The following is a 24,771-nucleotide window of genomic DNA, read 5'->3' as shown; positions in this document are numbered from 1 at the left end:
GCCATGACGCATGACTTTCACACGTGGGCCGAGGCATTGCTCGGCTGGTTCGAGGCATATCACGACTTCATCGTCATCATGGTGCTCACGGGCATTCGCATCATGGTGACGTTCCTCCTGCTGCCCGCGACGAGCGACACCGTGTTGCCTGGCACCGCACGCAACGGCGTCGTCTACGTGCTGACCCTGTTCGTCGCCGCGGGGCAGGCCCCACAGGCGTTCGGGTCGCTCAGCAGTGCGATGCTGCTGGTGCTCGCCTGCAAGGAGGCATTTCTCGGCCTGGCATTCGGTTATAGCGCGGCGACGGTGTTCTGGATTGCGCAGTCGCTCGGCACGCTGGTCGACGACCTCGCGGGGTTCAACAACGTGCAGATGACCAATCCGCTGCGCGGCGATCAGAGCACGCCGGTGTCGACGCTGCTGCTGCAACTCGTCGTGACGCTGTTCTATGTCGGCGGAGGCATGCTGTTCGTGCTCGGCGCGCTGTTCGAGTCGTTCAAATGGTGGCCGCCGTATGTGCTCCATCCGTCGCTTTCCGACACCGCGCTGACATTTCTGATCCAGCGTACCGACTCGGTCTGGACCGCGCTCGCGAAACTCGGCACGCCCGTGATGCTGGTGCTCGTGCTGGTCGATCTCGGCCTTGGCATCGTCGCGCGCGCCGCGGACCGGCTCGAACCGACTTCGCTCAGCCAGCCGCTGCGCGGTGTGATCGGCGTGCTGATGCTGATCGCACTCGTCGCGGTATTCGCTTCACAGGTCGTCTCCGACGTGCGGCTCGGCGATCTGTCTGCTGCATTGGCGAAAGGAATGCTGTCCAATCCAGCACATTGAAGACGCTGAATATTGTTGTGAAGTGTCGTGCCGATTGTTGAGTTTTCATGAGCGTGATGTCTCTACCATGGTTTCCGTGCCCGGCAATCCGTCGGGAACGCAGGTCTCGCAGGGCGAATCGCACGGTTCGCCGCATCGGACACATCCTGAGGTGGAACCATCATGTTCTCGACGATCTATTTTGCTTTGCTTTCAGGTCTTGCCCAGAAGAGCCGCTTGCCCGCGTACGCGACGTCGATGCTCGACGGCGCATCCGAACGCGCTTACTGCCTGGTCGACGATGTGCTCGAACGGCCGGCGCACAAGCTGGTCGAAGCGGACGACGCGCGGCTGGTTGCGGTCGCCGACGCATCGCTTCTGCTCGGCTACGAGCAGGACGCGGAAGACATGTACCGCCGCGCGCAGAAGATGAACGTCGGCGACGACAATCGCCTGCGCGTGCTGTCGTGCCGCAACGCGGGCTGGCAGCTGATGATGCGTGACCGCTACGGCGCGACCGCCAAATGTTTTGCGCGCATCGTCGACGACGCCGCCGCGTCGCCGGTCGAAGTCGTCGAAGCGTTGATCGCTGCGGCGCTCGTGCATCATCAGGTGGGACGTCAGCGCGATGCCGACGACGCGCTGCTTCGCGCGGCTGAACTCGCCGACACGCAAGAAGAACCAGGCTGGCGCCTCGTGATCGCGCTGCTCGCCCGCGAGTTCGACGTGCAGTTGGGCATCCGCACGGCGACCACGCTGAGCGACCATGCTTTCTGGAGTTCCGCGCATCTGGCGCGCGCGCAGAGCGCAGGCGATCGCGCCGATGTGACGCGCAAGCTCACCGAAACGAAGGTGTGGATGTCGCCGATGCCGGCGCTTCTCGCGCAGCGGCACGAGTATCTGGAGCGCCTTGCGATGCTCGCGCGCGGCGAACGCATTGCCGTGGCGCCGCTCGTCGAGCTGATCAGTCATCCAAAGCACTTTCGCGGCGCGGGCCAGGCGTTTCTCGCCAAAATCGACATCGTGCTGGCGAGCCTGGCAGGCGGACTCGACGACGTTGCCGACACGGTGCTCGAAAAAGTCAGCCGCGCGGAAGCCGATACGGGCACGCGCCGCTGCAATTTCGACTACCTGTACTGCGTATCGAAGCTCGCGGTGCGGCGGGGCAATCCGGCCGAGGCGCTCAGGCTCTATGCGAACTACGCGTCCGAGGCGCTGCGTTGCCTGCGCTGCGAGACGCATGGGCTCGGGGCGACGCAATCCGCCGCGAGCCGCGCGCTGCCGGCCGACGACATTTCGTCACGCCTCACGGTGAAGTATCGCCGCGCGTATCGCTACATTGTCGAGAATCTCGAGCGCGCCGATCTGAATACGCGCGAAATCGCGTCGCAGATCGACGTGACGGAGCGCGCGCTGCAACTGGCGTTCAAGCGTTCGATCGGCATGTCGCCGCATGCGCTGATCCGCAAGCTGCGGCTCGAAAGCATCCGCAACGACCTGCTCAACGACGACCGCATGCAAGGCTCGATTTTCGATACCGCGAGCCGCTGGGGCCTGAAGAGCCGCTCCGCGCTGGCCAAGGGCTATCGACGCGAGTTCAATGAGTCGCCGTCCGAGACGATCCAACGCTAAGGGCTTGCCATGAATGCAATCGTTTGCGGCCGCCGTGGCGCGGCTTTCCGGGCGCGCACGCTGTGCGCGGCTCTCGTCGCAGCCGGCGCGTTCGCCGCAGCGCCGGCCCATGCCGAAGCCGTCACATGGCAGGGCACCCGCTTCGAATACGTCGCGGATCATAAGGACCTGAAGGACGTGCTGCGCGATTTCGGCGCCAGCCAGCATGTCATGACGTGGATCTCGCCGCATGTCGAGGGCACGGTGACGGGGCGCTTCGACGCCGCGCCGCAGCGCTTTCTCGACCAGATGGCGGGATCGTTCGGCGTGCTGTGGTATTTCGACGGGTCGGTGCTGCGCATCTATGGGGCGAACGAAGCCCGCGGCGCGACACTCGGCCTGACCCATGCGAGCACCGACGACCTGCGGCGCGCGCTCGGTCGCCTCCAGATCGACGACCCGCGTTTCCCGGTGCGCTACGACAGCGTATCGCGCACGGCGGTCGTCTCCGGTCCGCCGCGCTTCGTCGATCTCGTGACGGACGTCGCGCATCTGATCGATCACGAATCGGTTCCCGGTGCGAAGGTGGTCGTGCAACGTTTTCCGTTGCACTACGCATGGGCGACCGACCGCAGCATCGCGATCAATGGCCGCAGCATCAACGTGCGCGGTGTCGCGTCGCTGTTGCGTTCACTGTATGGCCAGGGCGTGCCGGCCGCCGGCGGCGATGCAGCGGGCGATGCGCCGCCGGCACGCCGCGATGCCTACCGCGTGCCGAGCGTGCGCGAGATGCAGGAAGACGGCATGACGACGGGCGCCACCCGCTCCGCCGGCGGCCATCCGCCGCCGTTGCCGACGCTGCCGGGCTTCGGCGCCGGCTCGTCGTACGGCGCTGGCGACGACGGCATGGCGCCGCCGCCGTCGGGCGGCATGATGAACGCAAGCATGGATGCGAATCCGGCCCGTGACGGCGGCGCTGCGCCTGCGGCGGGACACGCGAGACAGCATGCGGCACCGGGGGCGCCGACGATCGAAGCCGATTCGCGCAGCAATTCGATCCTCGTGCGGGACCGCGCGGAGAACATGGCCGCGTTCGGCTCCCTGATCGAATCGCTGGACACGCGTCCAGGCATTCTCGAGATCGACGCCAGCATCATCGAGATCACCGATAACGCATTGCAGGAACTCGGCGTCGACTGGCGGCTGCATTCGGGCCACGTCGATGTCCAGACGGGCAATGGCCAGCAGTCTCAGACGAGCAATCCGGGCTCGCTCAATCCGCAAGGCTTCGGCAATCCATTCGACGCCGCCAGCGCGGGCGTGCTCGCCACACCGGCGGGCGGCGTGCTGACGGCGGTGATCGGCGGAGCGGGGCGCTATCTGCTCACGCGTATCAGCGCGATGCAGCAGACCGATCAGGCACGCATCACGGCGAGCCCGAAGGTCGAGACGCTGGATAACGTTGAAGCGCTGATGGACAACAAGCAGACGTTCTACGTGCAGGTGGCGGGTTATCAGTCGGCGGATCTTTACAGCGTGTCGGCGGGCGTGTCGCTGCGGGTGCTGCCGTCCATCGTGAGCTCGCCCGGCGGCGACCAGATCCGCATGGACGTGCATATCGAGGACGGCAAGTTGACCGACCAGCAGGTCGGGCAGTTGCCCGTGGTCAGCAACAGCACGATTGACACGCAGGCGCTGATCAATGAGGGCGACAGTCTGCTGATCGCGGGCTATTCGGTCGATCAGGATGACCATACGCAGACCGCGGTGCCTCTGTTGTCGAAGATTCCGCTGATCGGCGGGCTGTTCAAGTATCGCAAGCATCAGGGGCAGCGGTTTCAGCGTCTGTTCCTGCTCACGCCGCGTGTGCTGTCGGCGGCTGCGGGTGGCGGGGCGACGGGGGAGGCGAATGGCGATATCGGCGGTGGTGCCAGTCGCGGCATGAACGGGACAAGGGCCGTTCCGGGTACCGGCATGGGCGATGGCACGGGCCCCGCGGCGCTGCCGCCCGACGCAATGAACCTGCCGGGCGTGCCCACGATGACGCGTGTCGCGCAGATCGCGACCTTGCCGATGCCGCCGCGCCCGCCACGGCAACCGATGGCCTCGGCGATCGACGACAAACCCTGAAATCATGCAGGCGCATAGCCTGCGCCCGCATGCCACTGCCTGCACGACGAAATACGGCCCGCACGATGTGCGGGCCGTATGTTCATGAGCCAAACGAAAGCCGAAGGCGCAAGCGAAGCCAAAGGTGACGCGACGGCGATGGGCTGCTTGCGCCGGCGCCTCAGGCAACGCGCCGGTGATTGTCGGCGAGGTAGCTGAGAAGCAGCGTATCGAGCACGCTGGGCGGCGGCCCCGGCTGGCGGGTCTTTCCGTCCTGGCCGTTCTCGTCTTGCTTGTCTTTCGACTTGGCCTCCTTCTCTTTCGAGCCGTCCGCCTTGCTGCCATCCCCGTCGGTCTTCCCGGCGCCGTGCCTGTATCCGTCGGGGCCCGCGTTCTTCGTCGTGACGGTTTCCATCGAACGCGTTTCATGCAGCCCTTCGCCGCCATGGCGGCCGCTACGGCGTCCCGTGCCGGCAGGTGCAAGCGATGCCAGCATCAGTGCGTCGCCGCCTGCCGTCGTCACCGTGTCGGCACCGCCCCCGGCGCCAGCGCCGCCAAGGACCTTGCCGGCCAACTTCTGCGCGCCCTGGCCGGCTTCCATCTCCGCGACCGACTTGACGACCTTGCCGATGCCACCATGCATTGCGGCGGCGATCGTGTTGTCCAGCGCCTCGCTGCCGATATGCGCGGCCGCGAGCGTCGATGCCGCCACGGTCGCGGTGAGGCCTTCCGGCGTGAGATCGGCGGCGACTTCGAGCGCGTCCTCCCCGACCGTCGCCAGGTCGTTCACCATTCCCTTGAAGTTGCCGTGGGCAAGATCCTTGATGGCATTGACCGAGCCCGAGACCACGCCTTCGACCGACGACACGAGGTCCTGGGCGGCCGCATCGACGCCCTTGTTGACGTCGTTCTTGACGGTCTCGATTCCCTTTTCGACCTTGTTCAACACCTTGTCGAAACCCTTGCCGAGATGCATGTTCTGCAAGCCTTCGAGCGCGGCATTCGCGCTCGCGGTGGCCGCATCCGTCGCAGTCTTGCCAACATCGTCGGCCGTCTTCAGCAGGTCCTGCATGGCCAGCTTCATATTGCCCTGCATCAGTGCCTCGGTCATGGTCAGTGCGTCCTGCAGCACCTTCTTCAGGTCTTTTTCCAGCGTATGGGCGACGTGCTCGACGCCGTGCACGACGGCTTTGGCGGCTTTCTCGAGGTCGTGACCGATACTCTGGAACGCATGCTTGATCTTCGAAAATATACTCATGATGTGCTCCTCGGTGCGCACGATCCGCCACGCGCCGCGCCATTTCGACGGTCGCGAGGCCGGGTGTGCGGCGATGTTGATGGCGTGCTTCAGGCTTTCGTCGTGTGCTCGCTCGACGGCTTGTTGAACATGGTCAGCAATTGCGAAAGCAGTTTCAGCACGTCGTTCGTGAGCGTATTCGGATCGGTCGAGCCGTTCGCGTTATTCGATCCGTTGGTGCTTTTCGAACCATCCGTGCCGTCCGTGTTGCCGGGGTTGTTGCTCGGATCGTTGCCCGTATCGTTCGAACCGTCGGTCTGCGAGCCTCGAAGCTGCTGCAGAAGCTGGATGATGTCGGACAGCAGTGCCTGGATCTGCGACGCCTGACCGCCGCCGGCCTGATTGCCGCCTTGCGCGCCTTCCAACTGCTGGAGCAGCTTGAGCAGATCGTCGATGAGTTGCCCCGTCTGCTTGTCAAGACCCTGGCCGCTTTGTGACGATTGTTGCAGCGTGTTCAGAATCTGTTGGAGCAGGGACACGATCTGGCTCTGCAGATCGTTCGAATTGCCGGATGGGTCGGTGGTGTTGTCCGTCGACGGCTCCTGGGTCGAATCCGGGCCCTGCGTGGAACCCGGCGCTTGTGTCGAGCCGCCGCCGCCGCCGTTGCCGAACGCGCCGCCGCCCTGCGAACTGCCGCCGAGCTTCTGTTCGATGATCGCGAAAATCATTTCGAGCAGTTTTTCGATGTCGTTGTTGCCGAGTTTGCCGCCGTGCTTCAGATCCGATTCCAGTTGCTGGATCTCGGCCTGGATGCCGGTGTTGCCGATGTCGTTGCTGATCTTGCTCATGAATAGCCTCTTAACGTACGCGATGAGATATGCGCAGCGGCGTCGGGCTCGCTGCGTGTCGATGTCCATCCTGTTGGCCGCGCGACGGCCGCCTGGCGACGACCGTCCCGGAATCAAGCGTAAGAGAGCCGACGGGCCGCCCTGTCTCCGGAAACGAAACAGCTGGTGTAACGGCGAATGAGCGGACGGCGTGGCGCGCTCGACCGGGCGCCGGTGATCCGTCGTCGAGGCCTGCAACCAGTTCGCACTCCGGAAGTTTGCCGGCTCATGGAACGAAACGAAAGCCGATCCCGATCGACACGGAAAGTCATTGGGCCGCGGTCCGGCCGCGGGTTCGTCCGTCGATGGCGCCCGCCTGGTGTTTTCTTCCGACGCGGCGCCTTTCGCTCTCGTCGCCGCACTTTCGCCGGATTCATCTTTCACGGCTGAAGAATTCACGAGAATGACATGCACATTCACCCGGAACGCAGGCAACGTTTTGTTGTGAAAGCCGTTCGGTAATGCAAATCGCAATCCAGACAAAAGAAAACGATTGAGAAGGGCGGAGCGCATTGTTTCGTCGAAGCAATGCGTTGTCGCGACGCGTTGTTGCACATTTCCACGGCGGTCCGGATTGCCCGCGAGCCCAGTCAAGTCGATTGGGCTGCCTTTTCTTCGTTGAAAGCACGGAGCGAAAAAAATGCCAGGCAAAATCACGTCGTCCCCCGTAGCATCGAGCAGCGCCGCTTCGCCCGGCAGCGAGTCCGAGCACGCCACCCCGCCATCGACGGGCGCGCCCGGCTCGAGCGCGACACGCAGTCGCAGTCGCGGTAGCGGCGGCGTGTTGAGCGGTTTGAACCGAGCACTGAGGGCCACGTCGAAGACGGTCGCCTTTCCGTTCTACACGAAAACTTCCACGGCACCGACGCGAGCCAAACCTGAGTCCAAGGTCGTTCGGGCCGAGGCACCGCGCCCGCGCCGTATGGGCCCGCCGCCGTCGCTCGGCCACAAGCACGAGCGCAATATCGACGCGATCGTGCCGCAGGCAAAGTCGATCTCGGCACGCGCGGAGGTCCGGTTTGGTCTGCCCGAAGACATGCGAACGCCGGAAGGTGCCAAGCGTTACATCGGCACCCAATGGCGGCAGGTCGAAACCGATGGGCAATTCACGGCGGCCGATATCGACCGGTTGGCCAGCATGATCAGTGAGCGTCTGCTTTCCATCGACAACGTGGTCGCCACGCAAAGCGCCCGTCAGCTCGAGACGCCGGCCGGAGCCGCGGCCGATGGCGGCCAGCAGGCTGCCTCGCATGCGATCCTGGTTTCGGACGCGCTTGCGCAAGCTACCGGCGGGGATCCGGTCCGCGCGCATGCTGCCCTGGAGGCACTACTCGACAACACGCAGCACGAGAGCCCCCGCGTACGCGCTGACGTGTTGGCGCTGCAAATCGCGCTCGGTGCCACGGGCATCGGCATGGAGACATTGCTCGCCATTGCGCCGCATGTCCTGCCCGATCACGGTGCAGCGGGTGATGCGAACGCGTCGGAAATTCTCCGTGAGGCATTCCGGCACGGGTTGCGTGCCGCCGATCAATTGCTGCGAGAAAAACCGGTGGATGAGCCGGGTCCGGCAAGTCTCGAAGAACTAGCGGCGCTGGCGGACAAGGTGCTACCGGCCGCCGAGCGCGTGCGAACGGGCAGCACGAGCCATATTGCGGCGGAGCCGGCGGCGTCCGAGGTCACGCCCGCGTGGCTCGCCAACCCGGCCAATACGTTGGCGATCAAGGCGTTGCAGGCGGCGAACGTGCTGCGAGCCGACCCGGCCGCGAACTGCCCGCCGCATCAGGCAGCCGCATACATGGCATGGCGCAATGGATTCGACCGGGAAGGTCCGGGCACGGATCTCGCCAACACGCAGCAACGTTTCTTCAAGCTTTTCACGTATGCGAAACGGGCCGCCAGGACCGGAGTAGCGCAGCGCGCCGTGTCGGGCTTTCTGGGCAAGCAGAAGTCCCCGCTGTCAGCCCTGCAGAACTTCGGCACGGCGGGGATGCTGCTCGGCCACCCGGAGCAGGAGTTCGCCCACTTTACCGGCGCGCTCGCGCCCGTCAAGGAACGACTGGTCGAGCAACTGAAAAGCCCGGCTGCGTCGCATGAGTCGAAAATCCGCTCCGCCGTCCGGCTCGCCGCGCTCGATCAGTGGGAACAGCGCATGGCGACGAAAGGGCTGCGCGGCAAGTTCAAGTTTTCGTCGTCCGATCGCAAGGCCATCGAGGTGCGGGCCCGCGCTGCATTACCCAGTCAGCCCGCGCGAGATCGCGAAAACGACGTGCCCCAGCCGAACCTGGAGGGCCACATGCTCGACTTCAATCACAATCGTGATCGCAACGTCGCGGCGATCAGTGCCGAAGTGAAAGCGCTGGACAAGATGTCGCCTGCGCAACTGGAGACCTGGGCGGCGGAATCATGGGGTGCCGCCGAGCAGGTGCCGGCGTCCGTCACGGAGAAAATCGACGTATTCCGGACGCGTGTTGCAGGTGGCGACATTCGCCCGCAGCGGGGGGAAGCCAATACCCAGCTCGACGCCATCAACGATCTCGTCCGGCAAATGCCGGACGCTTATGACATCCGTTTCAGTAGTGGCGGGATGTATGGTCTGGCGAGCATACCGTCGGAATCCCTGGCTGCGTTTTCGCACCATCTCGGCGTGCCGCACGCGTCGGTGCTGCCCGACGTGGGCTACATCCGTGGGCGCCACGCGGTCATCGATGTCGGCTCGAATTCGCACTTCGGCCACGTTTTCATCGGATCTGACTCGCGCAATTCACTGTATGGCGGCGTGGGAGGCTTCGCCGGATGGTCGTTCGGCAAAAAGCACAAACCCGTCTTCAGCGTCGGAGGTTCGCTCGGCCTTCGGCGTAGCTACGACACGGGCGACGCTCGCGGCGTGACGATTCGGACGCGCCGTTCGGATAACGAACAAGCGGGCCACCCCGATGCATGGCGCAGCACGATGCACGATGTGCTGAATACGGTGCGACACGCCGGGCCCAACGACGAAGCGCCGCGCAATGCCGAGGAAATGTGGGGCGGGCTGACCCAGCGCTTCTGGAAGGATCCTGCCGTGTCGATCAACTGGACCGACAGCCGAAACAAGACGCACGCGACCACGGCAACCGCTGGTGTCGCTGCGCGTATCGGCACGTCGGGCACACCTTCGACGAGTTGGGGGCCGTCGCTCGGCGCGAGCCTGAGAAAGGTCTCGAAGGCGCTCAGCAGGACGAAGGACATCGCGGGCACTCATGCGGTCAACGTCGCGACGAACAACAGTGGCCGGGCTGTGTCGGTCTCGGCCGCGCTCGTCGAAGGGCTTCCCGGTGCGCCGATGCCGCATCACAGCGGGCACCTGGCCACGCTATCGTTCCCGTCGCAGCCCTACGTCGGGGTTGGAACGACGCTCCTCACCACCAATACGAATGCGGCCCTTCGAATCGGCCGCGAAGGCGACCGTACCGTTGGCAAGCACACGTACAAGGATACGGAGTTCGGGACCTTCGACGAGTTGAAGCAATACGTCGACACGCACCGCGCCGAATGGATGACCTCGCTCGGCGGCGACGCCGAGGCAAGCGAGAAGCTCGACAAGTGGATGGCGCAAGTCAAGGAAGGTGCAACGGCCGGCAACCTCGTCATGGGCGAGCGCATGGATATGCACGAGGGGGCCGCACGGAATCTCGACTTCCTCACGCATCGCAAGCAACGCCTGGAACGCCTGACGAAGCCGACGCCGGCTCAGGCGCGCGAGCTGGCGAGGATCGACGCCGACATTCGAAAAGTGCTCGGCAACGAGAATAGCTGGCGCAGGCAGTCGCTGTACGTTCTCGAAGCACTCGGTACCCAACGCACAGTCGGGCTGTCGTTCCTGCTCAACGCGCAAAGCGCGCAGAGCGTGGCCGGCGTACGCGAAATGGCAGCGCTTTCCGCTGCCAAAGAGCCGCAAGCCAACCGCACTTGACACGCATCCGGATGCGTCCGCCCGCGGCGCATCCGCAGGTGTCGAACGACACGAGGTCGTCCGTCCGCTGCGTTGTCGTCGCAGAGAAACACGCTGCGCGCCGGCGGACTCATCGCGGCTGCGGATGATTCCGCGCAGGTGCGGAAGTTTCGCTGTGGTCGACACGGTTTCGCCGACTGGCTGGTCACGTCATACGCAGTCCCGATAATCGACGGCATCGGAGGAGGATACATGCGGCTCACCAACATGATCAGGAATACGGCATCGATGTTGCGCGGCACGTCGCGCGCGTCGACGACAGTGGCGCCGGCGGCCAGTCCCGCTGCATCGACGGGAGCGGGCGTGCAGCCATCGCAACGATCGTCTCCAGGCGCGCGCGCGGGCGCAAAGGCCGGCTTCGCGGCGACGCGCGAGCGTTTCAAAAGCATGCTCGGGTTCAGCCGGCCGCCGTATGCGACGCGCGATGCGCCGGCCGATCGCCGGGCGCTGGTGGAAACCGAATGGCGCCTGCCGTTTGCGCGCGCGAACAAGTTCGGCCGACCGTTTCCGGCGCGCGACGTGCGCATTGCCGCGCAGACACCGGCTCGTCCTGTCGATCCGCCCGGTGACTGGAGCGAGGCGGGCAAGACCGGTCCAGCGCCAGGTTCGAGCGCGTCGGCCCAGAATCGCGCGGCGAAGGCGCACCGGATGCTGGCGAAAGCGGTCGGCAAGTTCACGGCGAAGCGCAAGGGCGAATCGTCGGATGCGGCCTCGACGCGCACAACGAGACGGCCGCGCGATGCGGCCGAACTCGAGCATTGGCTGGGCCATCGCGAAGGGCTGGATAGCTGGGTGCGGGAGTATTTCAGTGCGGACGGCGGAAGCGGGGCGGGCGGTGCAAGCGAGGCCAACGACGCCAACGACGCCAGTGCGGCAGGGCACGTGAATGAAGGCGACGGCGGAAGCCCTGTCGGCGAGCCGGAAAGCACCGACAACGACGCAAATCCAGCGCTCACCTCCAACCGGCATACGTCGCCAGCGGATCAAGTCGTCGTGCTATCCGCGCTGCTCGCGCAAGCGGCGCAGGCGACGGATGCCGTGCGCGGAGTCGCGGGCGAATCCTCCTCTGCCCAGGTTGATCCATCCGATGTGGACAGCACGCACCGCTTCGCGCCATCGCTGATGCTCGGCTATGCCGTGCTCTCCGCGCTCGGCGCGCACGAACCGGCGCGCGCGGCAGCGGCATTGCAGGCGTTGCCGGAGATCGTGAACATCGAAGGGATCGTGCAGCGGGCCGCGACGTTCGACCCGAATGCCGCGCGTCCGTCCGTCACAACGACCGCGGAGCAGCCGCAACGGAATGGCGATCCCGTTCAGGGAGGCAACGGGAGTGAATCGCCGGTCGCTGAAATCACGGCGGAGCTCGACGGCAACGTTCGCGCGACAGGCCAGCTCAGCCGCCCGTCGTCTTCCGTTCCCGTCAACCAGGCGCACGCGGATGCATGGCGCATTGCTCGTGCGCTCGCGAACACGCACCTGGGCTTCGACCTGCTGAAGAAACTCACGGGCAGCGCTGCGTCGACGGCCGACAGTGCGACCGCACTCGCGGTGCTGCAAGCGTGGAGCGCGTTGCCGGAGGGGCACGCCGATCTCGATGCGGCGCTTGCCGCCGCGCACGCCACCACCGACGACAAAGGCGATCTCGCTCCGCGCGTGCTGCGCGCCGTGTCGGGCTCTGCGCAGCCGCGCGACACGGCTGCGCTGTTCGCGTGGCGCCAGGGTTTTCGAAGCGACGCGCCGGGTAGTCCGTTGAAGCAGACGCAAACGCGGCTGCATCGTTTCGTGACACGCGGGATGTTGCGGCTCGACAAGGGCAACTGGTTCTTTCAGCGCATGTTCGGCAAGAAGAAGTCGGCGTTGCGCGGCTTGATGCTCGGTTCGTCGGGCGCTGCGCTCGCGTCCTACACGAAGGAGGCGGCCCGTTACGCGGATGCGCTCAAGACGGCCAGCGCGACCTTGGCGGCATCGCTGCGCAGCCCGCGTCTCGCGACAGGCGCGCCAGATGGAGAAGAGACGCGCGCGCGCGAAGCCGCGGCCGCTGCACTGGAGGCGATTGCCGCCCGGCCGGCGACGCATATTGGCGACCTCGAACTGGACGAAGCAACGATGGCAGCGCTGGAAAATCGCGAGCCGAAGATGAGCGTCGAGCAACGCGACGACGCGCCGGCACTGCTCGATGCCGGTGCATTGCGCGAATGTGCGAAGCGCTTTCATGTGCATCGATGGGAAGCGGTAAAGGCCGCGCTCGAACACGTCGACAAGGTCGGCGAGTCGAAGGCGCTCAAGCCCGAGCGCCTGGGCCGCGAGGAAATCAGAAGTGTGATGCGCCAGGTGATCACCGATCTGCAGCAGTCGACGCAGGTGGCTTTCGCGGATGGCGGGCGTTTCGGCTTCAGCACGCGGGGTCTTTCGCTGTCGGTCAACCGTGGGCCGCATCAGCACCTGCCCGTCGGGGGCGAACTCACGCTGTCGCATTACCGCACTCGCAGGGCCGTCGTGACCCTGCAGCGCAACAACGTGGGCTTCGATATCTTCATCGGCACCGAACATGGCAAGCGCTCGGTGGGGAGGCTTGGCGCGCGCATCGGCTACAGCAAGCACATGAGCTGGCTTGGCGGCTTGCGGCTGGGCGGTTCGCTGCGCCTCACACCGTTCGATCGCGAGCAGCGCGAGCCGCGCGGCGTGCTGATCCGCGTCGCCCGCGAGCGTCTCACCGACGAGAGTCTCGACTGGGTCGCGATGAAGTACGACGATGCGCGCACCACCGAAACCGTACTCGACATGGTCGACTTCCTGTTCGAGGAAGCGAGCCAGCCGGTGCGTGACAAGGAGGGCGAAGCGCCCCTGTTCGAGCGCCTTGCCGCACGCATCGGCGAGCGCACGGATATCTCGATCGGCTGGCAGGACGGCCGGACGAAGGCAACGCGCCAGGGCATTCATGCGTCGGCGGGCGCGTCGGTGACCGCACCGAGTTCGTCGGTCCGTGGCTCCTATGGCCTCGACGGCAATGTGACGGTGGATCTGAACAGCCGCAACGAAACGGCCGTCAACGAAGACACCGGTTCGATCCGCTACGACCGTCGCGCCGTGACGCAGAGCATGCGCGTCTCCGTGCAGGGCACGGCGGGCGCGAGTCCGGGCTGGCACAAGGGCGAACTGACGGGCGGCCTGCCGGGTGCGTCGCCGCTGGGTGTCGGCGGCGCACGGCCCGAGCGGCTCGTGGCCGCGCGCGTGATGCTGCCGGAGCGCGAAGGGCGGATTCTGAATCGCGGCTGCTATGCGGACCAGCAGTTCGCGTCGTTCAACGCGTTTGCGGCGGCCGTCGAGAGTTCGCGCGAGGAATGGATCGAGATGTACTGTCACACGCACGGCTGCGACTATCCCGAGGCGGCTGCGAAGCTCAAACATGACCTCACGATGATGAAGACCCATCAACGCGTCAATCACACCTTCCTCGTGCGCCGCCGGCTGAAGCCGGCGCAGGCGCGGCGCGGCGACGTCTATCGCGCGCTCGAACGCATGCATGACGCCGCCGCCCACGCCGCGCCCGGCAAGGGCGAAGACTGGTCGCGTCCGCTCGACGCGATGTTGCGCGAGCGCGCGTCGTGGTTGCCGGAACGGATTGCCGTGAGCGAAGTGACGGGGCGTGTGCGCAGCACGCCGGGCTTGCGCTTGCCGATCGGCGGTGTCGCATCGGAAAGCGTGCTCTCGCAGCGCGAGCTGATGCGCTCGAAAGCATGAGCGCCGGGGCATCTGGTGTCGATCGGATGACGGACGTGGCCGGCATTCATCGTCGCAGCGGAAATCGCGAAGCGCGTGGATCTGATGTGGACACGCACGTCGACGTATACCGCGCTCGTGCCGAACTTCGCGACGCTATCGGGTGCGGCATGCGATCGTCTCGACCCGATGGTGAGGCGATCGCACCTGAGCGATTCGTCGAGCCCGCAGACATTGCTGCTGACGGTCGAAAATGGAATGCGTCACCTCTTCCCGCATGAATGTCTCGTCGTACGTCGCCATGAAAGGCGCGCCAAAGATTGAACGCGTGCGTGCTTCCGTGCCACGGCTCGGCGGGCGGCCATGCCGGCGCCGCCTGCATGTAGCCGCGGTGAGACTGGACAAAGAATGGTCGCGTCGCGCTCGGATAGAGACCGAAGCGCAGCGTGTGAAAGCGTCCGTTGAAATGGAAACCAACGTGCATCTGCTTGCCGGTTGGGCCGTCGCCGAAACCGTACGTAAAGCCGATCCGGCTGTTCGCGCCGACAACCCGGCTTTGATAGGAAGGCGTCAGCCAATCCGGCAAAGGCGGTTGCCAGGGTCCCGGCTGCGTATAGGCTGCATAGCCCTGAGGCGAGAAGACTGGGCTGCCTGCCGGACGCCTGTAACGAAACTTCGCGATGACTTCGCTGCGGTCGCCGCGGCTTCGCGGCGTGCGCGCGCGGACAAGGACGCGAATGGATAACGTCGCGTCATCGACACAGCGATCCGGTTGCAGCCGGACACGGTAAAGCGAGTTCCGATGACATTAGCGAACGAACCGAGCGCACAGGCGCTTCTCGACACAATCAGGCAACGCGTGGCCGATGCCGCCCGCGTGCCGGGACTCGCCGCGCGGCACGAGGCGATCTTCGACGTGGTGCCCGCGCTGAAGGCACGGATCGACGGGGCGTTCGCGGACGGGGCCCCCGACGCCCAGGAAGCCACCGCGTGCCTGCGCGAAGCGTTCGAAGCGTTCAAGCGGGCCCACGCGATTGCGCGTCTGCCTTATTCGCCGCGGCTCGATGCGCGTTATCCGTATCGAGACGAGACGTTGAAACCGGTCCTTATCGTCGAGCTGCGCGATCCGACACAGGCGTCCGATGAGCGGGCAGCATCACGCATCGAGGCCGTGATGCCTTACGTCGATGCGGCGTTGAGCGATCAGAGCCGTGGCGACGCGTATCGAAACATCATCCAGTGCCGAACGATCGAGCCCGACGACCTGCGCGATCCACGCGAGCACGTGCTGGTGGGCGAGCGCGGCGCATTTGCGGCGCGGCGCATCCATCGCGGCGAGTGCGTCGGCGTGTATGGCGGACGGCTCATGAGCGCCGCGATGTTCTTCACATGCGTGGATGAGTCGTTCGTGATCTGCGCGAACTCGGGCAACTCGGTTGCTTTTGTCGACGGAGAGAACGTGCTGGCGATGGCAAACACGTCGCTCGCCTACGATGCAGACGGCATTCCCGTCGCGCAGGCGGAGCACGGCTACAACCTCGAGGCCGCATCGTTCGATGCGAGGTCTCGCTGCGGCCGGCGCTTTTCCATCCGCGCATTCTTTGCGACCGAAGAGATCGAAGGGGGCACGGAGTTGCGGTGGAATTACCGCTATTCGCCGGAACTCGTTCGACATGTTTTCGGAGAGGCTTATCGTCGGACGGATCTGCACGCGGGCTGATTGCCCGAGGTAGCACGCCGGGCTATAGCAGTGGGGATGGCGAGCATGTGGTTGCGCTTGAGAACGGGCTCGCCGTGCAGGATTCCATTGCACGTGACGCACTTGAAGAATGTTTTCCGACGAACGGCGCGCTCCGGCGCGAACCACCACTGCGATGAAACTGACCATTCCCAGCTATACCGAACCGGCCGGCGACGATTCGCCTCCGCCACACCGCCAGCGTAGCGCTTCGCCTCCATCGCCGAAGCGGCGACGGCTGGCGTCGGGAAGCCTGCAGATGCTCGAGAGCGCCGGTGCTCCCAAGCTGGAGACCGTGCACGGGGAGGCCAATCGCCCGCGCGTGCAGTTGCCCGGAGTAAGCGCGCGGCGGAGCGAGCCGCCCGCCCAACTCAGTCCGTCGCTCGAAGCGAAATTCGGCCTGGAAATCGAGATTCCGAGCGTCGACGTGTCAGCAGGCGGTGACGTGCTTCGCCGCGGCGTCATTCTTCTGGACCGTCCTCATTGGAAACTGGAGTGCGATGACAACGGCGGCGGCAAGCACGATCTGGAATTCGTAACGAATCCGCTTGCGAGCGAAGACGACGTGCGTGCGGCGGTACGAGAGATCACTGCGCTAACGGCAGCGATTCGCTCGCGGGCGCTCGCTGGCGATATGACCGTTCGGCTGAAAGACATCGTGAGCGACGCCAAGGTCGACGCCGTCTTGCAGTTGAATGATCCGCACATGCCTGGACGCTTGCAGGCTACGTATGGCGTCGGCCTGGATCATGTCGGAATGCTCATCGATGAATTGCTACCGAGGAAACAGGCAGAGGGGATCCATGAGAACACGAGGGCGGTTGCCGACTTTTACGCGGCCCGCACCGGTGAGCCCTTGCCGCCCAAAGCGTGCTCCTTCATCCGGCTCATCAGCATGTACCTCGCGCGCGCGCAAGCGAAGCTCCCTGCGGACGGCACGGTACATATCTTCTTTCGCATGATGGCGCGCAGCGACTTTTGTGCCGCGTTCTCCAAACTGCTATCGCCTCACGAGCAGGGGGCCTTGCGCACCCTCCTTGTGCCATCGAAGGACGCGTCCACGCGAGTTCCGATGATGATGGAAGCGCTGCACATGAGCGACCCGGATCAGCTGGTGTTCGCAAAGCCCTATAACCTGGCCGACCGAAACCCTAACCACCGGCAAGCTGGTCCGACCATCAAGGCGTGGTTGACGTCGATCGTAGAGGGGCGGCAGGAGGGACCCTGGCAGAAGGACTTGCTGTCGCCGCCGGTCGGGTATCCGTTGCATAGTGGAGACCTGTCTACCGACTACGGGATGGGCGCGATGGGGGTCGACGAGCGTAACGGTCTCATCCTGTTCGAAATTCGCGGCGCGCCGTATCGGCCCCAGCACGTGACGATGAACGGGCAACTGGCGCGTGCCGCTGACAACGAACTTGGACGTGCGGGAAGGCACAACCCCGCATTGAAGACCGCGAAGCGAGGGCCCGTCTCGAGCGCCAAGTACGACGCATTGCGTGGGGCCGAAGAGGCCTATGCTGGCCTCCGCAATGCCGCACAAACGATTGAAGCGCGGGCTGAGACGCTGGATGCGGCTGGCTGGAGGTACTTGGGGCGGTACTTTGAGACCCAGTTGGCCAAGCTCACAAAGGCGCGCACGGCGATTTCCGCGCGTAGCCAGTCATCCTGGGCGCCGCGCCTGAGCCAAACGATGGACGAACTCCAAAAAGCAGCTCATGACGTTCTTCAAACGGGCAACGACGGGAAACTGCAGGATCTCGTTGCAAAGCTCGAGCCGTTCAAGCTCGCGCTTGCGCGGTATGAAGACGTGCTGTGGAAGTCTGGTGCCAGCCGCAAGTGAACCCCCGATTCCCGTGGAACAAAATCGGCCGTACAAGTTTGCCGTTGCGGTCCGACGGCGCTTGTATTGGGGACGGACGAAGCGCTCCTCCCTGGCAGGCTGGTTTTTAAGTCGCGTGATGCACTGCCCGCCGTGTTGCGCACACGCCCGTCTCGCGGGCATCTCTGATTGGGCGCAGGCTTGCCTTCGGAAACGTACCGAGACGGATCTCCCGTACCCCGCCGCCTGCTCGATAGCGCATGAAAATTGAACCGATATGCCCTTCACCCCGGCACGGACCACACCAAGACACCGTGCTCATCGGACAGGCGACGGCCATTGTCAGCCGGAATTAGCCCTTGTAATTCCCTCGTGGTGAGCGTGCTCATTGCAACCTCCGGGGAAAATTGCCCCCACATTTGCCCCCACCGGTCCGGGAGCGTCGCTTTTTTGCACATCGCGGCGCGGCCCCGGTAAAATGCAAGGTTGATCCACGGAAAGCGCCGTGATTTAGCGGAAGAGGATTCCCCGAACATGACTGATCTTCGTCTTACCATGCGGTTCGCTGCAGTGCTCGCCACCGGCGCGCTCGTCGCCGGTTGCGGTACGTCGTCGCCCACGAAAGTGGACTACAAGAGCGATTCGAAATCGAAGGAAGCGTCGCTCGCAGTGCCGCCCAACATGCTCGACGAGACGGCCGATCAGCGTTCGCTGCCGCCGCAGGGCGGCGCGACTTCATTGTCCGCGCTTCAGCAGGTCCAGCATGCGGCGCCTCCGGCGGACACCGTCGCGCCCGCCGTGGCCGGCATGCATATCCAGCGTGACGGCACCGAGAGCTGGCTCGTGATCGACGGCAGGAAGCCGGCCGACATCTGGCCGCAGGTGCGCCGTTTCTGGCAGGAGCAGGGCTTCCTGCTCGTCGTCGACCAGCGCGACAAGGGCGTGATGGAAACCGACTGGAACGAAACCCACCCGCAGATCAACGACGGCCTGATCCGTAGCGTGATCTCGAAGGCGATGGGCAATTCGTACGTGACGGCCGAGCGCAACAAGTACCGCACGCGTCTCGATTCGGCGCCGAATGGCGGCACCTACGTGTTCATCAGCCAGAAGGGCATGCGTGAGGCGCTCACCGGCGCGAACAACGATTCGAGCAAGTGGGAAGCGAAGCCGAACGATCCGGCGCTCGAGACGGAATATCTGAAGCGGCTGATGGCGGTGCTCGCGCAGAACGAGCAGCGCGCGAAGAACGGGGAACCGCCGATCGCGAACATCAAGGACAACGCGGTGCCGAAGGACAAGAAGGCGGATACGGACGCGTCGAAGGCTGCCGCCGCGGCGATCGCGGCCCAGAACGTCGCGCGTACGTCGTCGCAAGCGAATGACGTCGATTCGGCCGCGGTGCCGTCGGAAGTCACGCTTGGCGAGCCGTACGACCGATCCTGGCTGCATGTCGGCCTCGCGCTCGATCGCGCGAACTTCACGGTCGACGATCGCGATCGCACGAAGGGCGTGTATTTCGTGCGTTACGTCGATCCGAAGGATCTGAGCTCGGCCGAGCAGGGCTTCTGGAGCCAGTTGTTCCATGGCAAGAAGGAAAAGCAGGCGAAGCAGTATCGTGTCAACGTGAAGGCGCTGACCCCCGACCAGACCCGCGTGGCGGTCGTCGACGATTCCGGTGCGATCGATACGTCGTCGCCGGCACGGCAGATCATGGGGTTGCTGGTGAATCAGCTGCGCTGATCGCAGCCTGCTTCCGGTTCTCGAAAAAGCCCGCCATCTGGCGGGCTTTTTTCATGTTCGCGCGCCAGCGCGTGCGCGAGGTTCCGTCGTCCCGCGACGTTACGTAACATCCGCGCGTTACGGCAGCAGCGCGGGTGTTACATCGTCATGACCGGGGGAAATGTCCTTATAGATCAATGGCGTGTTTGGGAAATCGTGCCTGGCACGCAAACTGCTTAATAAGATGGAATCGTTGGGACGGGAAGGATGGCGTCAGATACGGGCGTGCGTCGCAAGCGCCTGACCAACGGAATCGACGTCTTCAGATGTCGGCGCGGCGAGCGCCGGCACAACCGATGATGATCCGCGCGGTGCGCGGATCTCGATGGCCCCGTCGCCTATCCTCGTAGGGCGACGGTTTCGCCCGCGCTTCTTCTGAAGCGCGGGCAATTTTTTTGGAGCCGCGAGACGAGGGTGTGCCGGTGCGGCCGCGCGTTCCGCGCACCTGCTGGCTTGCCGCGACGCGGCCGCGGACCGGGGCGATCGTGCCGGGATCCGCGTGCTGTCGACGCGGGCGTGAGCGGGGTCGTGCGGCCGGGCGCGTGGCCGGCCGCGGCGGCGCGTCAGTGCGACGCGCTGGGAACGTCGAGAATCAGGATGATGGTCCAGTCGGCGTCGCCGTCGTGGTGATACTGGCGTTCGGCGACGATGAACGGCTGCTGCTTGCCTTGCGGGCCGAGGAAAAGCACGTCGCCCTCCATCGGCAGGCACTCGATCGGCGGCAGCGCGAGAAAGGCGTCGGCCGAGCCGCGCGGCATCAGTTGCTTGATCTGGCGAGTGGCCGCTTCGGTCCACTCGATGTCGAGTTGAATATTGCTCATGCTGTCCTCCGCACCGGGGTGCGCACGGGTGGAAAATTTCGGTGCGCGACTTTAGCACAGCGCGCAGGCGCCGCAACCAAAAAAGCCGAACCCGGTTGCCCGGATTCGGCTTTTCGCTTGTGCGGTGCCGCCGAACTTACTGGCTGGCAGCTTCTGCCGGAGCGGCCTTGGCGGCCTTCTTGCCGGCCTTCTTCGCTGCTGCCTTGTGGTGAGCAGCCTTCTTGGCGTGATGGTGCTCTTCCTGCATCGCCGGCTGTGCAGCCTCGGCTGCTTGCTGCTGTTGCAGCGCCTGTGCGCGTTGCTCGATCTCGGCGATCTTTGCCGGGTCGGTGATGGTCTTGATTTGCGTGCTCTCTTGCGCATACGCTGCGCCAGTCAGCGCCGACATCGCGACCAGAATAGCCAGGGACGTCTTCTTCATTGCTTTACCTCCGCTAAGTGGTGATGAACCCGAATGTTGCCGTTTTGTCTGGCGACTGCAATCGAGTGCGTGTCGAGTGTAACAAAAGTGACGGATCAATGTGCAATGGATCGCGGCGCGGCGCAAGGCCCCGTTGAAGTCGCGCAACACTTCGCGCATTCCGTCACGCGCATGCCATCCGGGCGAATCTGCCGTTTCCGCTTGCGGCCTGACACGATCAAAACCAGCCGAGCCACCGATAGACATGGAACTGCGCGATGCCGATCAGCTCGTGCAGCGCCTGGTTGGCATCCGCCAGGTTGCGCCAGCGAGGCAGCCAGCCCGTTTGCGCACGCCGGCGATTCGCGTATACGGGCTGCGGATCGACGCCGAAGTGGCGGAAATCGAGTAGTGCGCGCCGCATCTGGTACGACGACGTGACGAGAATGCGCGAGTCGTCATGTTGTGGGCGTAGTATAGACGCAGTGAATTTCGCATTTTCGTAGGTTGTGCGGCTGTTCGGCTCGAGAATGAGGTCGCCGGGAGCGACACCTTCCGCAACCAGCCGGCGCCCGTAGACGGCCGCCTCGGTATCGCCGTGATGTTGCGGGTCGCCACCCGACATCACCACGGTGCAGCGGCTGGCCCGTTGGCGGCACGTGCGATAGAGCGCTGCGGTCTTGCGGATGCGTGCCTCCCCGTCGAGCGGTGGCTGCAGGCCGGTGTCGGTGCGTCGCGTGCCGGCGCCGATGATGATCAGCGTGGTCTGCCCGTGCATGTCGGGGCGCTCGATCGGTGTGACGCCGGCCTCGGTCCATGCGAGGAGCGGTGCGGCGAGCCAGCCTGTCGCGAGCAGCCAGAACAGCGCCGCGCCGGCAATTGCGACGAGTCGCCGCCGCTTGCGGCAGAGCATGAAACAGATGAAGAGAAGTACAAATGAATCGAACAGAATCAATTTGATTGGGGTATGGTGTCTTTTTATGGACGGCTGACGATCCGGCCCTGACGCGATGCCGAATGTCGGCCCCCAGAATCGGTGGCGGTATCGGCGGGTGGAGATCCTGCCCGGCGCGCCGCTTCGCATTGTCGCTGCACTTTAAGAAAGAATCGAGATGGCCACGTATTCCAACGAAGCGGTGCTCGACGCATTGAGACGAGTGCAGTACCGCCAGGTACCGTGGGCGCGCCGCCCGGGCGTGTTCGAGTATCTTCGGTCGCTTGGGCTGATGGACACGGTCCGGCAGAAAACCGTTGCTCCCGCACCGGGGTTCCATGCACCGGTCGACATCGCGGTGCTGACCGATAGCGGTCGAGCCGAATGCGCGCGCCTCGAGCGCGACGAGAAATTGCTTTCCTGGACTGATCGCCGTATGGACGACTACGCATTGAGCGAAGCGAGCGCCGTGGCGATTCTTGAAAGCCGCCTGTAGCGGCCGTACTTCCGTCCTCGCGCGTCGCCGCCGGCGGCGCCAAAAAAAAGCCCGTATCACGAGGATACGGGCATACCGGATACTTTTGCTGTTGCCACGCTCTGTGCTCATGGCAACGATGTGACTCGTCCCATGCCGGGCAGTTCCCGAATCGGGGAATTTTCTTTGGCGAAATCCTGGTGATTGTCGGCTACGGATGACGCGGCAAGTCAGACGGCTGCGAGCCGATACGCGCGCGTGCATTGCTTGCGATGTCGCCGCGCAAATCGCCGCGCGGAACCGTCTGCCGGTTGGCCTGTGCGGCCGGCGATTGCTGGCGGAGGGTGTTCCGGTGATCCTGCTGGCGATGAGGCGGCTTAGCGCGATCGTCTGCGTGAGCGGGGGCGGTCAGCGCCAGCGAAATGACAATGCCGCATGCGACGAGCAGTGACATTGGTTTCATGGCGGGGCTCCCTTCAAGTCGCCGGCGCGGCTTGTTGATATGTCGCTAAGGTAAGCGCGGGAGTGCAGGCTTGCTGTAAATAATAGTAAATAGATGTATCGCTGCGCGACAGCGGTCATCGATGGCGGCGGGCGCCGCGCAATGGCGTGGCGCGGAAACAAACCGGGCGGCCGAAGCCGCCCGATCGAGCATGCGTTACGCCATCTTCACAGGGGCGCGCCAGGATTCCGGATTGGTCCAGAAGGCGCCGCGCAGCCGGTCGCGGCTCGGCGGTGCCGGCGGTTTCGCCGCGCTCGCACCGATGCGTCCGCGCAGCGAGATCTGGCGACCGCTCGTGCCGAGTCGCTTGACGATTTCGGCGAGCGTGCCGTCAGCCTGCCATTCGTCGAAGCGGCGGCGGCAGGTCGGCGGCGACGGATAGCGGCCCGGCAGCTTCGACCAGCCTTCGCCCGTCGACAGGACCCACAGCACGGCGTTCACCACCGAACGGGCCTCCACGCGCGGACGGCCGCGCCGTTCGCTCCGGGCCGGCTCCGAGCAAAACAGACCCTCGACCAGCGCCCACTCGTTATCTCTCAAATCGTCGAACAGCATCATGTCCTCACCTCAGCGAAGCTAACTCCGGTGCGCTGCCTTGCGCCGCGCACTCTTCAAGCACTCGAGCGTTCGAGTGCCGGGTGGGGGCGTCCGGTTGGCCGGCAGCGGCGTTTCTGCCTTCCGTCCGACGAAACCTGCGCCCTGTGCGCCAGGTCACGCACGAAGCGTGCCACGTCGGATGCGATTCCCTCGAGAGCCGCTTGGCAGCGGGCTAACGGCTAAGTCAGCTAGGGGCGTATAAGACGCCAAAATAACCCGCCAGCAAATCAGGACAATCACCAATCTTGTGCAATTGGCCCGTGCCGCGTGCGTTTGCGCGGATATTGCACCGCAGCGAAACATGCCCGGCGGGTACCTGACTCGCACATCGCGGCCGGTTCGGGCATTAAAATCGCGCATCGATATCGGCGATTGATGAGGTGAAGGGATGAACGTTACGCTGCGCCAGCTTCGCGTATTCATCGAGGTTGCGCGGCTCAGGAGCTTCAGTCGCGCGGGCGACGAGATCGGGCTCACGCAGTCCGCGGTCAGCCGCTGCGTGCGCGAGCTCGAAGCCGAACTCGGGCTGAAGCTGATCGACCGGACGACGCGCGACGTGCAACTGACCGACGTCGGCTCGAACCTGATCGCGAGCGTGTCTCGCCTGATCGACGATCTCGACGACACGCTGCGCGAGATTCGCGAGATCGGCGAGCAGCGGCGCGGGCGCGTGATCGTCGCCGCGAGCCCGACGATCGCGTGCCGGCTGATGCCGCGCGTCGTTGCGTCCTGCGAGCGTCAGTTCCCGTTCGTCACGCTTGGCTTGCGCGACGACGTGCAGAGCGACGTGCTGCGCAAGGTGAGGTCGAGCGAGGTCGATTTCGGTGTTGTCATCGGGCCGCTCGCCGTCGCCGATCTGGTGTGCGAGCCGTTGATGACCGATTCGTTCTGCCTGGTCGCGCGTGCCGATCATCCGCTCGCGGCGCGGGCCGAGGTGCCGTGGACGGCACTCGACGGCGAGCGCCTCGTGCTGCTCGATCATGCGTCCGGAAGCCGGCCGCTGATCGACGCCGCGCTGGCCGCTCACGAGGTCCGCGCGACGGTCATGCAGGAACTCGGGCATTCGGCGACGGTATTCGGGCTCGTCGAGGCCGGCGTCGGCGTGAGCGTGCAGCCGTGGCTGTCGCTGCCGCTGCCGGCCGGATCGACACTGGTCGCGCGGCCGTTGACGCCGCGCACCGAGCGTACCGTCGAACTGGTGCGCCGCCGCGACCGGTCGCTGTCGCCCGCCGCGCAGGCGATCTGGGCGCTCGCGCGCCAGATGCCGGCGAGGGCGGAGGACCTCGATTGAGGGTACGGATCCGGCCCGCACGCCGGTACACTACGCGG

At 64.9% G+C, this 24,771-nt stretch carries 16 protein-coding genes and 1 pseudogene; 10 read left to right on the top strand and 7 right to left on the bottom strand.

Annotation, left to right across the window (positions count from 1 at the left end):
• Positions 1-3: 3 nt before the first annotated feature.
• From sctT to sctC, 3 genes are all read left to right on the top strand, one after another.
• Entirely contained in the window at positions 4-834 is an 831-nt protein-coding gene (gene sctT, locus ACTJKF_RS16680) for a type III secretion system export apparatus subunit SctT (RefSeq protein WP_440624607.1), read from the top strand.
• Between the two features lie 162 nt (positions 835-996).
• Positions 997-2,445 (top strand): helix-turn-helix transcriptional regulator, encoded by a 1,449-nt coding sequence (locus ACTJKF_RS16675; protein WP_440624606.1) that lies wholly within the window; start codon positions 997-999, stop codon positions 2,443-2,445.
• Between the two features lie 9 nt (positions 2,446-2,454).
• On the top strand, positions 2,455-4,554 hold the full coding sequence (gene sctC / locus ACTJKF_RS16670) for a type III secretion system outer membrane ring subunit SctC (RefSeq protein WP_440624605.1): 2,100 nt from the start codon (positions 2,455-2,457) through the stop codon (positions 4,552-4,554).
• Positions 4,555-4,714: 160 nt separating this feature from the next.
• Here sctC and ACTJKF_RS16665 read toward each other — a convergent pair whose 3' ends face one another.
• Positions 4,715-5,812 (bottom strand): hypothetical protein, encoded by a 1,098-nt coding sequence (locus ACTJKF_RS16665; protein ID WP_440624604.1) that lies wholly within the window; start codon positions 5,810-5,812, stop codon positions 4,715-4,717.
• Between the two features lie 68 nt (positions 5,813-5,880).
• Positions 5,881-7,473: a hypothetical protein gene (locus ACTJKF_RS16660; RefSeq protein WP_440624603.1), complete on the bottom strand. Its 1,593-nt coding sequence runs from the start codon at positions 7,471-7,473 to the stop codon at positions 5,881-5,883.
• On the opposite strand from ACTJKF_RS16660, the gene ACTJKF_RS16655 reads away from it, so the two are divergent.
• The 5 genes from ACTJKF_RS16655 to bamC all read left to right on the top strand — a co-directional run bounded on the left by ACTJKF_RS16655 (position 7,451) and on the right by bamC (position 19,674).
• Complete coding sequence (locus ACTJKF_RS16655; protein WP_440624602.1) at positions 7,451-10,612, top strand: hypothetical protein; 3,162 nt, start codon at positions 7,451-7,453, stop codon at positions 10,610-10,612. The two genes, ACTJKF_RS16660 and ACTJKF_RS16655, sit on opposite strands and share 23 nt — an antisense overlap.
• 231 nt (positions 10,613-10,843) lie before the next feature.
• On the top strand, positions 10,844-14,392 hold the full coding sequence (locus tag ACTJKF_RS16650; RefSeq protein ID WP_440624601.1) for a hypothetical protein: 3,549 nt from the start codon (positions 10,844-10,846) through the stop codon (positions 14,390-14,392).
• A 781-nt stretch (positions 14,393-15,173) separates the two neighbouring features.
• Positions 15,174-16,091 carry a type III effector protein gene (locus ACTJKF_RS16645; protein WP_440624600.1) on the top strand — a complete coding sequence of 306 codons (918 nt, stop codon included), beginning with the start codon at positions 15,174-15,176 and terminating at the stop codon, positions 16,089-16,091.
• Between the two features lie 154 nt (positions 16,092-16,245).
• Positions 16,246-17,952 carry a hypothetical protein gene (locus ACTJKF_RS16640; protein WP_440624599.1) on the top strand — a complete coding sequence of 569 codons (1,707 nt, stop codon included), beginning with the start codon at positions 16,246-16,248 and terminating at the stop codon, positions 17,950-17,952.
• 513 nt (positions 17,953-18,465) lie between these two features.
• Positions 18,466-19,674, top strand: a complete 1,209-nt coding sequence (gene bamC / locus ACTJKF_RS16635) for an outer membrane protein assembly factor BamC (RefSeq protein WP_440624598.1) — start codon at positions 18,466-18,468, stop codon at positions 19,672-19,674.
• 602 nt (positions 19,675-20,276) lie between these two features.
• Here bamC and ACTJKF_RS16630 read toward each other — a convergent pair.
• From ACTJKF_RS16630 to ACTJKF_RS16620, 3 genes are all read right to left on the bottom strand, one after another.
• Complete coding sequence (locus ACTJKF_RS16630; protein ID WP_011884572.1) at positions 20,277-20,534, bottom strand: hypothetical protein; 258 nt, start codon at positions 20,532-20,534, stop codon at positions 20,277-20,279.
• A gap of 136 nt (positions 20,535-20,670) precedes the next feature.
• A complete protein-coding gene (locus ACTJKF_RS16625) occupies positions 20,671-20,955 on the bottom strand; it encodes a hypothetical protein (RefSeq protein WP_440624597.1) in 285 nt (94 codons plus the stop codon).
• 217 nt (positions 20,956-21,172) lie between these two features.
• Positions 21,173-21,889 (bottom strand): YdcF family protein, encoded by a 717-nt coding sequence (locus ACTJKF_RS16620; protein WP_440624596.1) that lies wholly within the window; start codon positions 21,887-21,889, stop codon positions 21,173-21,175.
• A gap of 157 nt (positions 21,890-22,046) precedes the next feature.
• Here ACTJKF_RS16620 and ACTJKF_RS16615 point away from each other — a divergent pair, with 157 nt between their 5' ends.
• Complete coding sequence (locus tag ACTJKF_RS16615; RefSeq protein ID WP_059510817.1) at positions 22,047-22,364, top strand: hypothetical protein; 318 nt, start codon at positions 22,047-22,049, stop codon at positions 22,362-22,364.
• A 190-nt stretch (positions 22,365-22,554) separates the two neighbouring features.
• On the opposite strand, the gene ACTJKF_RS16610 is transcribed toward ACTJKF_RS16615, so the two are convergent.
• Entirely contained in the window at positions 22,555-22,806 is a 252-nt protein-coding gene (locus tag ACTJKF_RS16610) for a hypothetical protein (RefSeq protein WP_440624595.1), read from the bottom strand.
• 198 nt (positions 22,807-23,004) lie between these two features.
• Positions 23,005-23,400, bottom strand: a pseudogene (locus ACTJKF_RS16605) (transposase); the annotation flags it as partial.
• Positions 23,401-23,830: 430 nt separating this feature from the next.
• Between ACTJKF_RS16605 and ACTJKF_RS16600 the strand changes: the two are divergent.
• On the top strand, positions 23,831-24,733 hold the full coding sequence (locus ACTJKF_RS16600) for a LysR substrate-binding domain-containing protein (protein ID WP_440624594.1): 903 nt from the start codon (positions 23,831-23,833) through the stop codon (positions 24,731-24,733).
• Positions 24,734-24,771: the final 38 nt, after the last annotated feature.

It is taken from the genome of Burkholderia sp. 22313 (genome assembly GCF_052045245.1).
In the GTDB taxonomy this organism is placed as follows: domain Bacteria; phylum Pseudomonadota; class Gammaproteobacteria; order Burkholderiales; family Burkholderiaceae; genus Burkholderia.
Note: the sequence above shows the minus strand (reverse complement) of the source record. Positions and strands in the feature narration are given on the sequence as shown.